Below are 13,534 nucleotides of genomic sequence, written 5' to 3'. Positions count from 1 at the left end.
TGTCGGATAAGCGCCTTCCCGTCCGTCTCGCAATACGCTGCCGGCGGATGCGGCAAGGTTGATAACGAGACATGGGCGCGCCGCGCGCGCCAGGGCGGAGGCCCGCACAGCAAGGCTCGCGATTCCGTTGCCGCGGCAACGGTTGCGCGGGCGCGGCGGGCACTCCGCGTAATGGGAGAAAACGCTTGACCTTGGATCTACTGCCTCTCGCCTTGGTGGACGGCGTGGCGTATGCCAGCCTGCTGTTCCTGGTATCAATGGGGTTAACCCTCGTGTTCGGCGTGATGGGCATCCTGAACGTCGCCCACGGCGCCTTCTACGCGTTCGGCGGCTACGCGGCCGCCAGCCTCGTGATGTTCCTGGCGCCCAAGACGGACTCCCCCATCCTGCTGTTTGCCGCGCTGTTCGTGGCGGCGGTCGCGGTGGGGCTCGCGCTGGGCAGCATCATGGAATTCCTGCTGATCCGGCGCGCCCAGAACTACGACCCGATCCTGAAGCTGCTGCTTACCTTCGGCGGCTTCCTCATGCTCGAAGACATCCAGCGCCTGCTGTGGGGCGCGCAGCCCTATAGCGCCAGCGAGGTGGTCAACCGGCTGGGGAACATCGAGCTCGGCGAGATCACCTACACCACCTACCAGCTGGTGGTGGTGCCGGTGACGGCGCTGCTGGCGTATGTGTGCCTGGAATTCTTCCTGCGCCACACCAAGCTGGGCAAGCAGACGGTGGCCACCACGCACAACCGCGAGGTCGCCACGTCACTGGGCATCAATGCCAAGAAGATCGGCTACGTCACCTTCGTGATCGCCACGATGCTGGGCGCGCTGGGCGGCGCCATGGCCGCGCCGACCACGTCGCTGGTGCCGGGCGCGGGCACGGACATGACCGTGCTGTCGTTCGCGGTGGTGGCCACGGCCGGCCTGGGCCAGATCACCGGCGCGCTGATCGCGTCGCTGCTGATCGGCATCATCCGCGCCATCGCCGTCTATGCGGCGCCGGAACTGGAAGTCGCGGTGCCCTACATCATCATGGTGCTGGTCCTGATCATCCGGCCGCACGGCCTGTTTACCGTGGCCCAAGCGAGGACGATCTGATGAAAGTGCCTGTACTCAGCCTGCTGGCCGCGCTGGCCACGCTCGTCCTTGGCTACACCTATTCCTGGACCATCACGCCCATCGTCATCGGCCTCACCTACGCCATCGCGGCGCTGGGCGTGTCGGTGATGGCCCGCGCGGGGCAGGTCTCGTTCGGCCATGCGATGTATTCCTGCATTTCGGCCTATACCGTGGCCTTCCTGGCCCGCGCCATGCCGGGCACGGACGCCTTGACGCTGATCCTGGCCGGCGTGCTGGCCAGCTTCCTGGCGGCGATCGTGATCGGCCTGTTCGTGGTGCGGTATCGCGGCATTTTCTTCGGCATGCTCAACCTGGCGCTGAGCATGGTGCTGTTCGCGCTTCTCGGGAAGCTCTACACGCTGACCGGCGGCTCCGATGGGCTGCGCATCGTGCGCCCCGTCATCGCCGGCCTCACGCTCGAACGGGAATCCTTCGAACGCGCCCTGCTGGTGCTGACGCTCGTGCTGTCGCTGGCGCTGGCCTGGTGGGTGCAACGCTACTTCCGGTCGGGCAGCGGCCAGGCTCTGTCCGCGATCAAGACCAACGAAACGCGTCTCGAATACCTCGGATTTTCCGCCTACTTCATCATGTGGAAGGGCTATCTGCTGTCGGCCGTCGTGGTGGGCTTCTCGGGCGCCATTCTGGCGCTGATGCAGGGGCTGGTCACGCCTGAAATCGGGTCGTGGCTGCGTTCCGGCGAATTCGTGTTCATCACCATCCTGGGCGGCGCGGGCCATGCGGCGGGCGCCTTCTTGGGCGCGGTGGGATTCGAGACCGTCAAATTGGTGTCGGCCGCCTACTTCCCCGGGCTGTGGCAGTTCCTGCTGGGCCTGACGCTGATCCTGGTGATCTTCATGTTCCCCTCCGGCTTCGTCGGCCAGATCATGAAGCGCGTCGCCGCGCAGAACCGGGCGCAGGCCCGGGAAAAATCCCCGCTGCAGATCCCGGTGAGGAATTGACGATGAAACCCCTCATTAAGACGACAGACCTGTACCTGGCCTTCGGTGGCGTGGTGGCCGCCGACAACATCAACTTCGAATTGCACGAAGGCGAGCGCCTGGCGGTGATCGGGCAGAACGGGGCGGGCAAGACGACCTTCATCAACATCTGCACGGGCTACCTCGCGCCGTCCAAGGGCAAGGTCTATTTCGGCGGCCGCGACGTCACGGCGATGGCGCCGCGCAGGATCGTGCGCTTGGGGCTGGGGCGTTCGTTCCAGCTGCCGCAGCTGTTCACCGAGCACACCGTGCGCCAGTGCGTGCAGATTGCCGCGGCCCGGCGCAACAAGGAACTGAGCTGGTTCCGCTCGCTGGAAAGCACGATCGACGCGAAGGAGGTGGATGCCACGCTGGACCTGGTCGGATTGCTGCCGGAAGCGGACGAGCCGTCCATCGGCCTGCCCGAGGGCAAGCGCAAGCTGCTGGACGTGGCGATGGCGCTGGCGCTGCGGCCCAAGCTGCTGATCATGGACGAGCCCACCAGCGGCGTGGCCTCGGAAGACAAGTTCGGCCTGATGGAGACCGTCATGCACGCGCTGGACGAACGGCGCGTGACCAGCTGGTTCGTCGAGCACGACGTGGACATCGTGTCGCGCTACGCCACGCGCGTCGCGGCATGGATCGCGGGCAAGGTGGCCGCCGACGGCACGCCCGATGAAGTCTTGAACAACGCGCAGATCAAAAGCGAAGTGCTGGGAGCCTGAGAATATGCTGAACCTATCGGGCGTCAATGTAGACCTGGCCGGCAATCGCATCCTGCGCGACGTCAGCGCCACGTTCGAATCCGCCAAGACCATCGGCATCGTCGGCCGCAACGGCGCGGGCAAGACCACGCTGTTGCGCACCATCATGGGCCTGACGCGGATCAAGTCCGGCAAGATCGCCTTCGACGGCGCTGACCTGACCGCGCTGCCCGGCCACCGGCGCGCGGCGCTGAAAGTGGGCTACGCGCCCGAAGACCGGGTGATCTTTCCTACGATGACCGTGGAAGAAAACCTGCACCTGCCTTGCGAAGTGCAGGGGCAGTCCAAGGACGAGATCCAGGCGCGGGTCGCCGCGGTGCTGAAGGTGGTGCCGCAGCTGGAGCCGATGCTGAAACGTTCGGGTTCGGCGCTGTCCGGCGGCCAGGGAAAGATGGTGGCGCTGGCGCGCGCCGTGATGGTCGGCACGCGCCTGCTGATGCTGGATGAGCCCTTCCAGGGCCTCGCGCCCAAGCTGGCGCGCGACTACACCGAAGCCCTGGCGCGGCTGAAGGAACTGCAGCCCGACCTATGCGTGGTGATCACCGAGTCCAACGTGAAGTTGCTCGGCGACATCCCGGACCAGATTTGGACGATCGAGCGCGGCTCGATCTCCCTGAACTGAATTCAACGGAGACTTTCCATGACGCAGATGATCATCAACGGCCGTCAGGTCGACGCGGCCGACGGCCGCAGCATCGAAGTGGTTTCGCCGGTAGACGGCAAGGTGTTCACGACGATCCCGCGCGGCCAGCAGGCCGACGTCGACGCCGCCGTGCAGGCCGCGCGCGGCGCGCTGGACGGCGAATGGGGCGGCATGACGGCGCTGGAACGCGGCCGGCTGCTGCTGCGCCTGGGCGAGAGCGTGCTGGCGCACCATGAAGAGCTGGCCCGCCTGGAGTCGCGCGACACCGGCAAGCCCATGTCCACAGCACGCGCCGACATCACGGTGCTGGCGCGCTATTTCGAGTTCTACGGCGGCGCCGCCGACAAGGTGCACGGCCAGACCATCCCCTTCCAGAAAGACTATTCCGTCCAGCTGATCCGCGAACCGCTGGGCGTCACCGCTCACATCATTCCCTGGAACTATCCCGCGCAAATGTTCGGCCGCAGCGTGGCGCCGGCGTTGGCCATGGGCAATGCCGCGGTGGTCAAGCCGGCCGAGGACGCCTGCCTGTCCATCATCCGCGTGGCCGAGCTGGCCCTGGAAGTGGGCTTCCCCGCGGGCGCCCTGAACGTCGTGACGGGCCTGGGCGAAGAAGCCGGCGCCAGCCTGTCGCGCCACCCTGACATCAACTTCATCACCTTCACCGGTTCCAACGAGGTAGGCGTACTGATCCAGCAGGCCGCCGCGCTGAACGCGGTCAAGTGCGTGCTGGAACTGGGCGGCAAGTCGGCCCACATCGTGTTCGACGACGCCAACTACCGTCTGGCCATCCCGGCCATCGTCAAGGGCATCGTGCACAACGCTGGCCAGACCTGCACGGCCGGCAGCCGCCTGCTGGTGCAGCAGGGCATCTATGCGGACTTCATGAAGGCGCTGGCCGACGAGTTCTCCAAGGTGCGCGCCGGCACGCCCGACATGGACCTGACCTGCGGCCCAGTCGTCAACAAGGCCCAGTTCGACCGCGTCAACCGCTACATCGCCAAGGGCCTGGCGGACGGCCTGAAAGTGGTCGCCGAAGGCGGCATCGCCGACGGTGTGCCGGAAGGCGGGTACTTCGTCAAGCCGACGCTCTTCAGCGCGGCCACCCACGACAGCGACCTGCTGATCCAGGAAATCTTCGGGCCGGTGCTGGTGGCGCTGCCCTTTGCCGACGAAGCCGAGGCGATCCGCCTGGCCAATGCCACCGACTACGGCCTGCTGGGCGCGGTCTGGACGGAAAACGGCGGACGCCAGCAACGCGTGGCGCGCGGCATCAAGTGCGGCCAGGTATATCTCAATGGCTTCGGGGCTGGCGGTGGCGTGGAACTGCCGTTCGGCGGCGTGAAGAAGAGCGGCCACGGACGCGAGAAGGGCTTCATCGCGCTGGAAGAAATGAGCACGACCAAGACGATCATCCAATTCTATGGCGAGTGATCGCCGGACAAAAAACGGAGACAGGAAATGAGTCAGTTGCAAGGCAAGGTCGCCATCGTCACGGGCGGCGGCAGCGGTTTCGGTGAAGGCATCGTCAAGCTGTACGCCAAGGAAGGCGCCAAGGTCGTCATCGCCGACATCAACAAAGAGGCCGCGGACCGCGTGGCGCGCGAGGTCGGCCCCGCCGCGCTGGCGGTCAAGGCCGACGTATCCAGCCGCGCCGACATCGACAATGCCGTGCGCGTCTGCCGCGAGACCTTCGGCTCCGTGGACATCGTCGTCAACAATGCGGCCATCACCCACAAGAACCAGCCCATGCTGGATGTGGACGAGGCCATGTTCGACCGCATGTTCGACATCAACGTGAAGTCGATCTATCACATGGCGCAGGCCGTGGTGCCCGTCATGCGCGAGCAAAAGCGCGGCGTGATCCTGAACGTGGGCTCCACCGCCGGCATCCGTCCGCGCCCGGGACTCAGCTGGTACAACGCGTCCAAGGGCGCCGTCAACGTGCTGTCCAAGTCCATGGCCGTGGAATTGGGCCCCGACGGCATCCGCGTCAACGCCATCTGCCCGGTCATGGGCATCACGGGCATGTTCGAGCTATTCATGGGCCTGCCGGACACGCCGGAGAACCGGGCCAAGTTCGTGTCGACCATTCCCCTGGGCCGCTTCTGCCAGCCATCCGACGTGGCGGCGGCGGCGTTGTTCCTGGCCAGCGATGCGGCCGAGTTCATCACCGGCGTCGAGTTTCCGGTGGACGGCGGCCGCACGGTATAGCGCAGGCCGCAAGCCCGGCTCTGCCCGGGCGTTTTCCTTCTTTCTGTGGATGATAGGCAAATGAAAATCAGAGCGGCGCTGTTGCGGGAAGTGGGAGTCGAAGGCCCCTATGCCCGGACCCGGCCATTGAGCATTGCCGAGATCGAGCTGGACCCGCCGGGCTTCGGCGAAGTGCTGGTCCGGATCAAGGCGGCCGGGCTGTGCCATTCCGACCTGTCGGTCATCAACGGCGACCGGCCCCGCGGCGTGCCTATCGTGCTGGGGCACGAGTCGTCCGGCGAAGTCGTGGAGGCGGGCCCTGGCGTGACGGACCTGAAACCGGGCGACCATGTCGCCATGGTGTTCGTGCCCAGCTGCGGCTGCTGCAATCCCTGCATGGAAGGGCGGCCCGCGCTGTGCGAACCGGGCGCGGCGGCCAACACCAAGGGCACCCTGTTGGGCGGCGATCGCCGCCTGCACATCGGCGACGAATACATCAACCACCATACGGGCGTGTCCTGCTTCGCGGAGTACGCCGTGGTGTCGCGCCGGTCCTGCGTGAAGGTCAATGTCGAGCTCAGCCACCGCGAGGCCGCGCTGTTCGGCTGCGCCGTGCTGACGGGCGCGGGCGCGGTCATCAACCGCGCCCGCATCAAGATGGGCGACACGGCAGCCATCGTCGGCCTGGGCGGGGTAGGGCTCAGCGCACTGCTGGCCGCCGTCGCCGCCGGCGCGCGCCGCGTGGTCGCGGTGGACCTCAGCGACGAGAAGCTCGCGCTCGCCAAGGAGCTGGGCGCGACGCACGCGGTCAATCCCAGGCAGGTGACGTCGGACGACGACCTGTTCGACCTGGCCGGCGGCCGCGTCGACTACGGCTTCGACATGGCCGGCGCCGTGCCGGCCTTTGAAACCGCCTACAAGCTGACGCGCCGCGGCGGCGCGACCGTGACCTCGGGCCTGCCCAATCCCAAGTTCAACTTTCCGCTGTCGCTGTCGCAGATGGTGGGCGAAGAACGCGAGATCCGGGGCAGCTATCTGGGGTCTGGCGTGCCTGCCATCGACATCAGCCGCTACATCGATCTGTACAAGGCGGGCCGGCTGCCCGTCGACCGGATGATGGGCAAATCGTTTTCGCTGGACCAGATCAACGAGGGGTTCGATCACCTCGCCACCGGCGGCAGCTTGCGCGACGCCATCGTTTTCTAAGGGCACAGACCCGATAACAACACTGGAGACTAGACCATGAAACTCTCAAGACTGGCGGCTCTTCTGGGCGCCTCCCTGCTGTCCGGCGCCGCGGCGCTGGCCCATGCGGCGGACAAGCCCAAGGAACTGAACATCGGCATTTCGACCTATCTGTCGGGCTCGGCCTCGGTATTCGGGGTGCCGGCGCGCGACGCTGCCGAGATCCTGATCCAGGACATCAACGCCAGTGGCGGCATCGACGGCGTGAAGCTGGTGCCGAGCTACATCGACGAAGGCGGCGGCGGCGAGAAGCTGCTGTCGGAATACCGCCGCCTGGCGGAGGGCGGCACGCGGGTCATGCTGTCGGCGATTTCCAGCGGTCACTGCAATATCGTTGCGCCCGTGGCCGAAGACCTGAAAGTGCTGAACGTGCTGTGGGACTGCGGCACGGAAAAGGCGCTGGAAGGCAAGAAGTACAAGTACGTGGTGCGCACGCAGGCCAACGCCACCACCGAAATGGTCGCGCAGGTGCTATACCTGATGAAGGTCAAGCCCGACTTCAAGACCATCGCCATCGTCAACCAGGACTACGCCTGGGGCCGCGATTCGCGCGATATCTTCCTGGCCGCGCTGAAGAAGTTCAAACCCGATGTCAAGGTAGTGGCCGAGATGTTCCCCAAGTTCGGAGCAGCCGATTTCTCCACTGAAATCAGCCGCCTGCAGGCCTTGCGTCCGGACGTCATCCTCTCCACGTCGTGGGGCGGCGACCTGGACAACTTCGTGCGCCAGGCCTCGCAGCGCAACCTGTTCAAGAACTCGACCTTCGTGCTGTCCCTGGCCGAGAGCTCGCTGGAACGCCTGGGCAACGCGCTGCCTGAAGGCGTCTACGTCGGCGCCCGCGGCGACCACTACTTCCAGCATCCCGAGACCAAGGACGATCCGCAGCACCAGGCTTTCGTGAAGAAATTCCACGATAAGACCGGCGCCTACCCGATCTACTCCGTCTACCACATGGTGCAGGCGATACAAGGCCTGAAGGCCGGCTACGAGCAGGCCATCAAGGCCAACGGCGGCGCTTGGCCCTCCCCCGAGCAGGTGGCGGCCGCCATGCACGACGTGACCTTCAAGGGCTTCGGCCGTGACGTGAAGATGCACCGGGCCGACGGCCAGGGCCTCGAGGCGCAGCTGTTCGGCGTGACGAAGAAGAGCGACAAGTACCCGTTCAAGGTGCTGGCCGATATCACGATCGTGCCGGCCGAGCTGGTCACCCCGGGCGTGACCGACACGTCCATGGAATGGATCGAAAAGAGCCTGACCCCGGACGTGCTGAAGAGCGACCAGATCAAGGTGTATTCGAACTGAGCAATCGGTGCAGTGTGCAGGACTTTGCCCTGGCGAGCGGTCGCCGGGGCATTTTTTTCATCCGCCGCGCCTATTGGCGCGACACCGGCAGCTGCTCCAGCGCGTGCTTGAAGTCCGGGTACTCCTTCAGGAACTCCTGGCTGCGCGCGAAGCGCTTGACCAGCCGGTCGTCCACCGTCAGGTTCAGCACCCGGGCGCCATCCCACTGGCGGGGACGCTTGCGCACGTGGATCAACACCTTTTGCGTGAATTCCCGGGACGAGTCATGCGGTTCGCACTGCTCGTAGTCCGTAGCGATCCGCTGGGCGACGCCGGCCTCCAGGCCTACCTCCCGGGCCTTTTCCTGCAGCCATGCGGCCGGCAGCGTCTGCAGGCTACCGTCCCGGTATCCGCCGCCGATGTCCGAATGGGCCCCGATGAACCAGCGCTGTTCCACGGGGCGCTCGGGCGGCCGGGGCTCCGAACCGGCCAGGCGTGTCCACAACGTGGGGAAGTAGGGCTCGCGGAACTCATTGGCGGCGATGGCGTGATACGCGTGGTGGACGTGGTTGCTGAGTTCGGTGTCGTGGAAGTTGTAGAACGTCGAGAAGCCCGGAAAGGAAATGCCGCCCACGGGAATGCCCAGGCTGCCCACCGTGTCCCAGACGCCGACGAAGTGCAGGTCGGTTTCACGCGAGAATTTCGCGCGGAACGCGGTGGCTTCCAGCGAGGCGGGCTTGCAGTCGTCACGGTACAGGGCGTAGGCCTCTTCGACGCCGGCCTCCGAGGGTGCGTTCAGCAGGCCGCATTTGCGCACCATACCGGCAAGGCTGCGGGCGGAGTAGGCGCCGCGGCTGAAGCCGAACAGGAAGATGCGGTCCAGCGGTTCGTGCCGGTGGCACAGCCAGCGGTAGCCTGCGCGGATGTTGGCGGACAGCCCCGCGCCGAAGGCCCCGCCCATGAATCTGTCCATTGCGGCCCACAGACCCTGGCCTTGCGTGCCGACGCCTTCGATGTAGAGCGTTTCCTGCGTGCTGGTCTCGGGCGCCGCCTTGTAGAGCTCGTAGGCATTGGTGCGGTCATTGGGTTCGTTCCAGGTTCCGTCGAAGAATACGGCGAGATTCTTCACCATGATGGCCTCCCCACAGATCAAGCCTTTCCAAGAATCTGCTGCTGGCAGGGTCCGCGCCCGCGGGACGTAAGCTAGCATGCGGCGCGCGGGGCGCCGGGCGCGTGGTTTCCCTGCTGGAAGGACGTACACCGCCGTTGAGGCTAGCTAATCGGTAGCCATCCGATGATCCGTGCCTGCGCGGCAGAAAGGGCGCATGCCGGAGCGCGGAGGCACGGCTACGGCATTAGGCGCAATCCGATAGAGGCAGGGATGGTATCCAGGTTGCTGCGGTATCCTTCGGTTCGGCTGATACGCTGCGACACAGAGCGGCCAGGCCGTTTCGGACAGGCGCCGCGATCCGAGCTGTTGTGCCTTCAATGCCATTCAATGAGAAAGAACACGATGGGACGTCTGGCCATCCTGGGCGCGTTGCACGAGGAAATTGCCGATCTGCTGGCGGCGATGGATCCTGGCGCGGCCGTTCACCGCATCGCGATGCGCGATTTCCATGTCGGTACGCTGTGGGGCACGCCCTGCGTGATCGCGCTAAGCCGCATCGGCAAGGTGGCCGCCGCGGCAACGGCGTCCATCGTCATCCGGGAGTTCCAGGTTTCGCGGGTGATCTTCACCGGCCTGGCGGGCGGCCTGCACGAGGCGGTGGACGTGGGCGACGTGGTGATCGCCAGCACCTTGATGCAGCACGATATGGATGCGCGGCCCCTGTTCGGCCAACACGAGATCCCGTTGCTGGGCCGTGCTTGTTTCGAGTCGGATGCGGCCCTGAGCCGGTTGTTGCAGGACAGTGCCCAGGACTTCCTGCGCGCCGGGGGCATGGCGGACGGTGCGCGCGCAAACGCCAGGGTCCACGCCGGCCTGATCGCCACCGGAGACGTCTTCGTCAATCGCGTCGACGAGGCCCAGGTGTTGCGCAAGCGCCTGCCGGACGCGCTCTGCGTGGAGATGGAGGGCGCGGCAATGGCGCAGATCTGCTATGAATTCGACATTCCCTTCGCAGTGATGCGCGTGGTTTCAGACCGGGCCGACCACGCCGCGAAAGCCGATTTCACTGCGTTCCTCGAGAACGTGGCGCGGGTCTACACGGCGGGCATCCTGGCGCCCTTGCTGAAGTCGGGCGCCTTGTCGGACGCCTGATCCAGCGCGAAGACCGATAGCGAGCCGCTGCTTGTCGCGTCAACGCGCATCTCGGCCGCGTACCGCAACCCGTACTGGCCGGCGGTCTACCTGATCGACAAGCAGGGCCGCATCGTTTATCGCCACTTCGGCCGGGCCTAGCGCCCCGTGTTGGGGTAGTTCGGCCCGGCGTCGTGGAAGCCGCCGGCGCTGTAGGGATTGGCCGCGCCCGGGTAGGGCGGGCCGCCTTCGCCCGGGGCACAGCCGCCCAGCAACAGGGCGGCCGCTAGCGCGGCGATCAAGTGCATCAGGGGGGATTTCATGACGGTCTCCTGCGGCTGCCCCTCGGCAGGCGCCTAGCGTGCAGCGTATGCAGACGATTATAGGACGGCGGCCCGGGCACTCGGCCCCAGCGTGCCGCGCGGCCTAGCCGTGCTCGAGGCGGTAGAACTGCTGGCTGGCGATCAGCGTCGCGCCACAGGAGGTCTTCATGCCTTCCAGGGCCGTCCGGCGGTCCGAACTGACGCCCGCCGCACCTTCGACGATGGTGTGGGTGCCGTTGCATTTGGGGCAGGTGACGCGGTCGCCCAGGCGGGCCATGGGCTGGCCGAAGATCATGACTGTTTCGTCGCCCGTGACGACCACGCCGCCGTGAGAGGTGCGGTCGCCCTTGCGTATCACCGATAGCTGCGCCATGGCTGCTCGTTGTTTGTCAGATTTGTTATATATGCTTACAGATACGTGCCGTCCGGCGCCTGGCGAGGCACGCCAATGACAAAGGTGCCGTCGGGCGCCATGCGGACCGGACCGTCGCCGCCAAGATAGCTGCCGTTGGGCGCGCGCTGCGGCGTGCCGGCCACGTAGGAGCCGTCCGGCGCCCGCGTAATGGGGCCGCCGTCGCCGACATAGGTGCCGTCAGGGCAGCGGCGCGGCTTGCCGTTGATGAAACGGCCATCGGGCAACATGTGGAATGACTTGTTCATGGCGACTCCTGATGCGGGGAACTCGCATGATATCCAGGGTGCGTGATGCGCTTTGTAATAGGACGTGTCATCTTCAAACGCAACGCCGTTACAGATATGGGAAGATCGGTCCTCTTCCGGAAGGCTGGCCGCCTGTGTGGCGGGCCTCCGTTCAGTCATCCAACAAGACCAATATGAGCGATATCGACACACTGCTGCAGCCCATTCCGGGCGATGCGCCATGCGGCGCCGACATGGTGTTCTCGGCCGAGTTCGACGCCATCCGCGAAGCCCGCCGCCACGACGATCCGCACCTGGACCAGGGCGACTGGGTCATCGACATCAAAGAGGCCGACTGGCCGCAAGTGATCAGCATCTGCACGATCGTGCTGCGCGACCGCAGCAAGGACGTGCGCGTGGCGGCCTGGTTGGCCGAAGCCTGGGCCAAGACGCGCGGCTTCGCCGGCCTGCGCGATGGTTTCCTGCTGCTGGACGGCTTGTGCCGCCGCTATTGGGACGGCCTGCACCCCGTGCCCGACGAAGGCGATGTGCAGCAGCGTGTGGGCAATCTGGCGTGGCTGCTGTCCAGATCGCAGCAACTGGTCCGCGAGCTGCCGCTGACGCAGTCCGAGGGCGGGCGCTTGGGCGCGGCGCTATGGGAAAGCGCGTCGCATCTGGCCAACGCGGTCAAGCGGGCGCCGCAGAACGCCGCCGAACTCACGCGCGGCAAGCTCACGCTGGAACAGTTCGACGCCGCGCGCCGCGATACGCCGCCGGCCTTTTATTCGGAACTGGAAAGCAATCTGCAGAGCTGCTTTGCCGCGGTGGACGTGCTGGAACTCACGCTGGCCGAGCGCCTGGGCGATGACGGCCCCGCCTTTTCTCCCGTGCGCGAAGCCTTGAAGGACGTGACCGAACTGGCGCACCGCTTCGCCCGCGACGCCGGCCTGCTGGTGCGGGCCGACATGACGCCGCCGCCCGCCGCCGTGCCGGCGCCGTCCGCCACCCGCCTGGAGCCGACCTTGACCCCTGCCGACCATACGCCCGTGGCGTCCGGGCCCGCGCCCGCCCGCGGCCCGCTGCAAACGCGCGACCAGGCGCTGACGCAGTTGCGGGAGGTGGCGGAGTTCTTCCGTCGCACCGAACCCCACAGCCCGGTTGCCTATCTGGCCGACAAGGCCGCCAGTTGGGGCGAGATGTCGCTGCACCTGTGGCTGCGCACCGTCCTCAAGAACGATGAGACGCTGTCGGGGCTGGAGGAACTGCTGGGCGTGCAGAAGCAGCCGGACAGCAACGGCTGACGGCCGCAGGCCAGCGGCCTTAGCGGCTGGCCCGGAACTCGATCCGGCGGTTTTTGGCGCGGCCTTCGGCGGTGGCGTTGGTCGCCACCGGCTGGTCCGGTCCGGCGCCCAGCGTTTCGAAACGCCCGGGCGGCAGGCCCTTGTCCACCAGATAGGCCCTGACCGCGTCCGCGCGCGCTTGGCTCAGCGCCAGGTTGGTGCTGCGGCTGCCGGAGCTGTCGGTATGGCCGATGATCTGAACCTTGTCGCTGTGCAGCTTGGGCACCACGTCGGCAACCTTGTCCAGCAGTTCGCGTCCGCGCGCGGTCAGCGTGGCGCTGCCGGTTTCGAACTCGACCACACGGTTGGCCAGCAGATTGTCCAGCAGCCCCTGTTCGTCCTTGCCGGCCGAGACGCGCAGCCCATTGACGATCTTGTAGGTGGGATTGAGCGACGTCGCGAAGTTGCTGGCAATCTGCTGGCGCGATGCTTCATTCTGCACTTCTCCGCGCAGACGGATCTGGGTGCCGTCGATTTCCAGCTGGCCGCGATTGATCTGCTTCAAGGGCTGGCCGATCAGCTTGCCCACGTGCTCGGACCAGTTCGGGGGCGCGACCACGCCGCCCACGTCGATCCGGTCGATCACGTTCCCCACGCCGTACACCTGCTGCAGCCGCGTCAGCACGTCGGCCTTGGTGGCCTCGTCGGGCACGGCGCCGCTGGCCACGACCTGGCCCGGCTGGGGGATGACATTGGCGGGAACGACAGTCGCGGCATCTTGCGCCGCCGCGACGCACGAATACAGCGCCGCCATGATCAGGAGAGAGACGCGCAT

General features: G+C 66.2%; 15 protein-coding genes and 1 pseudogene. 11 read left to right on the top strand and 5 right to left on the bottom strand.

Features of this window, described 5'->3' with window-relative positions:
- The first annotated feature begins 185 nt into the window (after window positions 1–185).
- The 8 genes from AGI3411_RS08090 to AGI3411_RS08055 are packed head-to-tail and all read left to right on the top strand — an operon-like array spanning window position 186 to window position 8,236.
- On the top strand, window positions 186–1,091 hold the full coding sequence (locus tag AGI3411_RS08090) for a branched-chain amino acid ABC transporter permease (RefSeq protein ID WP_129526862.1): 906 nt from the start codon (window positions 186–188) through the stop codon (window positions 1,089–1,091).
- Window positions 1,091–2,071, top strand: coding sequence for a branched-chain amino acid ABC transporter permease (locus tag AGI3411_RS08085; RefSeq protein ID WP_129526861.1), 981 nt, complete (start codon window positions 1,091–1,093; stop codon window positions 2,069–2,071). The genes AGI3411_RS08090 and AGI3411_RS08085 overlap by 1 nt, the downstream gene beginning before the upstream one ends.
- A gap of 2 nt (window positions 2,072–2,073) precedes the next feature.
- Complete coding sequence (locus AGI3411_RS08080) at window positions 2,074–2,814, top strand: ABC transporter ATP-binding protein (protein ID WP_129526860.1); 741 nt, start codon at window positions 2,074–2,076, stop codon at window positions 2,812–2,814.
- A 4-nt stretch (window positions 2,815–2,818) separates the two neighbouring features.
- Window positions 2,819–3,475 carry an ABC transporter ATP-binding protein gene (locus AGI3411_RS08075; RefSeq protein WP_129526859.1) on the top strand — a complete coding sequence of 219 codons (657 nt, stop codon included), beginning with the start codon at window positions 2,819–2,821 and terminating at the stop codon, window positions 3,473–3,475.
- A gap of 18 nt (window positions 3,476–3,493) precedes the next feature.
- Window positions 3,494–4,930 (top strand): aldehyde dehydrogenase family protein, encoded by a 1,437-nt coding sequence (locus AGI3411_RS08070; RefSeq protein ID WP_129526858.1) that lies wholly within the window; start codon window positions 3,494–3,496, stop codon window positions 4,928–4,930.
- Window positions 4,931–4,957: 27 nt separating this feature from the next.
- Window positions 4,958–5,710 (top strand): glucose 1-dehydrogenase, encoded by a 753-nt coding sequence (locus AGI3411_RS08065; protein ID WP_129526857.1) that lies wholly within the window; start codon window positions 4,958–4,960, stop codon window positions 5,708–5,710.
- A gap of 60 nt (window positions 5,711–5,770) precedes the next feature.
- Window positions 5,771–6,895, top strand: a complete 1,125-nt coding sequence (locus AGI3411_RS08060) for a zinc-dependent alcohol dehydrogenase family protein (protein WP_129526856.1) — start codon at window positions 5,771–5,773, stop codon at window positions 6,893–6,895.
- Window positions 6,896–6,931: 36 nt separating this feature from the next.
- Window positions 6,932–8,236 carry an ABC transporter substrate-binding protein gene (locus tag AGI3411_RS08055; RefSeq protein ID WP_129526855.1) on the top strand — a complete coding sequence of 435 codons (1,305 nt, stop codon included), beginning with the start codon at window positions 6,932–6,934 and terminating at the stop codon, window positions 8,234–8,236.
- 70 nt (window positions 8,237–8,306) lie between these two features.
- On the opposite strand, the gene AGI3411_RS08050 is transcribed toward AGI3411_RS08055, so the two are convergent.
- Window positions 8,307–9,347, bottom strand: a complete 1,041-nt coding sequence (locus AGI3411_RS08050) for a DUF2235 domain-containing protein (RefSeq protein ID WP_129526854.1) — start codon at window positions 9,345–9,347, stop codon at window positions 8,307–8,309.
- A gap of 381 nt (window positions 9,348–9,728) precedes the next feature.
- Here AGI3411_RS08050 and AGI3411_RS08045 point away from each other — a divergent pair, with 381 nt between their 5' ends.
- Window positions 9,729–10,478, top strand: coding sequence for a 5'-methylthioadenosine/adenosylhomocysteine nucleosidase (locus AGI3411_RS08045; RefSeq protein WP_129526853.1), 750 nt, complete (start codon window positions 9,729–9,731; stop codon window positions 10,476–10,478).
- 57 nt (window positions 10,479–10,535) lie between these two features.
- A pseudogene (locus tag AGI3411_RS30340) lies at window positions 10,536–10,619 on the top strand (thioredoxin); the annotation flags it as partial.
- Here the strand turns inward: AGI3411_RS30340 and AGI3411_RS30065 are convergent.
- The 3 genes from AGI3411_RS30065 to AGI3411_RS08030 all read right to left on the bottom strand — a co-directional run bounded on the left by AGI3411_RS30065 (window position 10,616) and on the right by AGI3411_RS08030 (window position 11,440).
- Window positions 10,616–10,780 carry a hypothetical protein gene (locus tag AGI3411_RS30065; protein WP_165359105.1) on the bottom strand — a complete coding sequence of 55 codons (165 nt, stop codon included), beginning with the start codon at window positions 10,778–10,780 and terminating at the stop codon, window positions 10,616–10,618. The pseudogene AGI3411_RS30340 and the gene AGI3411_RS30065 sit on opposite strands and share 4 nt — an antisense overlap.
- 103 nt (window positions 10,781–10,883) lie before the next feature.
- Window positions 10,884–11,153 carry a PAAR domain-containing protein gene (locus tag AGI3411_RS08035; protein ID WP_129526852.1) on the bottom strand — a complete coding sequence of 90 codons (270 nt, stop codon included), beginning with the start codon at window positions 11,151–11,153 and terminating at the stop codon, window positions 10,884–10,886.
- A 35-nt stretch (window positions 11,154–11,188) separates the two neighbouring features.
- Window positions 11,189–11,440 (bottom strand): hypothetical protein, encoded by a 252-nt coding sequence (locus tag AGI3411_RS08030; protein WP_129526851.1) that lies wholly within the window; start codon window positions 11,438–11,440, stop codon window positions 11,189–11,191.
- 173 nt (window positions 11,441–11,613) lie between these two features.
- On the opposite strand from AGI3411_RS08030, the gene tssA reads away from it, so the two are divergent.
- Window positions 11,614–12,720, top strand: coding sequence for a type VI secretion system protein TssA (gene tssA, locus AGI3411_RS08025; protein WP_129526850.1), 1,107 nt, complete (start codon window positions 11,614–11,616; stop codon window positions 12,718–12,720).
- 19 nt (window positions 12,721–12,739) lie between these two features.
- Here the strand turns inward: tssA and AGI3411_RS08020 are convergent, their stop codons facing one another.
- A complete protein-coding gene (locus AGI3411_RS08020; protein WP_129526849.1) occupies window positions 12,740–13,534 on the bottom strand; it encodes an OmpA family protein in 795 nt (264 codons plus the stop codon).

Source organism: Achromobacter agilis (assembly GCF_900496965.1).
In the GTDB taxonomy this organism is placed as follows: Bacteria; Pseudomonadota; Gammaproteobacteria; order Burkholderiales; family Burkholderiaceae_B; genus Achromobacter; species Achromobacter agilis.
Note: the sequence above shows the minus strand (reverse complement) of the source record. Positions and strands in the feature narration are given on the sequence as shown.

What these genes read in the sequence shown, in the direction of transcription:
- AGI3411_RS08045 (WP_129526853.1), top strand. Translation starts at nt 9,729, where the DNA reads ATGGGACGTCTGGCCATCCTGGGCGCGTTGCACGAGGAAATTGCCGAT.
- AGI3411_RS08060 (WP_129526856.1), top strand. Translation starts at nt 5,771, where the DNA reads ATGAAAATCAGAGCGGCGCTGTTGCGGGAAGTGGGAGTCGAAGGCCCC.
- AGI3411_RS30065 (WP_165359105.1), bottom strand. Translation starts at nt 10,780, where the DNA reads ATGAAATCCCCCCTGATGCACTTGATCGCCGCGCTAGCGGCCGCCCTG.
- AGI3411_RS08035 (WP_129526852.1), bottom strand. Translation starts at nt 11,153, where the DNA reads ATGGCGCAGCTATCGGTGATACGCAAGGGCGACCGCACCTCTCACGGC.
- AGI3411_RS08020 (WP_129526849.1), bottom strand. Translation starts at nt 13,534, where the DNA reads ATGCGCGTCTCTCTCCTGATCATGGCGGCGCTGTATTCGTGCGTCGCG.
- AGI3411_RS08075 (WP_129526859.1), top strand. Translation starts at nt 2,819, where the DNA reads ATGCTGAACCTATCGGGCGTCAATGTAGACCTGGCCGGCAATCGCATC.
- AGI3411_RS08050 (WP_129526854.1), bottom strand. Translation starts at nt 9,347, where the DNA reads ATGGTGAAGAATCTCGCCGTATTCTTCGACGGAACCTGGAACGAACCC.
- tssA (WP_129526850.1), top strand. Translation starts at nt 11,614, where the DNA reads ATGAGCGATATCGACACACTGCTGCAGCCCATTCCGGGCGATGCGCCA.
- AGI3411_RS08055 (WP_129526855.1), top strand. Translation starts at nt 6,932, where the DNA reads ATGAAACTCTCAAGACTGGCGGCTCTTCTGGGCGCCTCCCTGCTGTCC.
- AGI3411_RS08030 (WP_129526851.1), bottom strand. Translation starts at nt 11,440, where the DNA reads ATGAACAAGTCATTCCACATGTTGCCCGATGGCCGTTTCATCAACGGC.
- AGI3411_RS08070 (WP_129526858.1), top strand. Translation starts at nt 3,494, where the DNA reads ATGACGCAGATGATCATCAACGGCCGTCAGGTCGACGCGGCCGACGGC.
- AGI3411_RS08065 (WP_129526857.1), top strand. Translation starts at nt 4,958, where the DNA reads ATGAGTCAGTTGCAAGGCAAGGTCGCCATCGTCACGGGCGGCGGCAGC.
- AGI3411_RS08080 (WP_129526860.1), top strand. Translation starts at nt 2,074, where the DNA reads ATGAAACCCCTCATTAAGACGACAGACCTGTACCTGGCCTTCGGTGGC.
- AGI3411_RS08085 (WP_129526861.1), top strand. Translation starts at nt 1,091, where the DNA reads ATGAAAGTGCCTGTACTCAGCCTGCTGGCCGCGCTGGCCACGCTCGTC.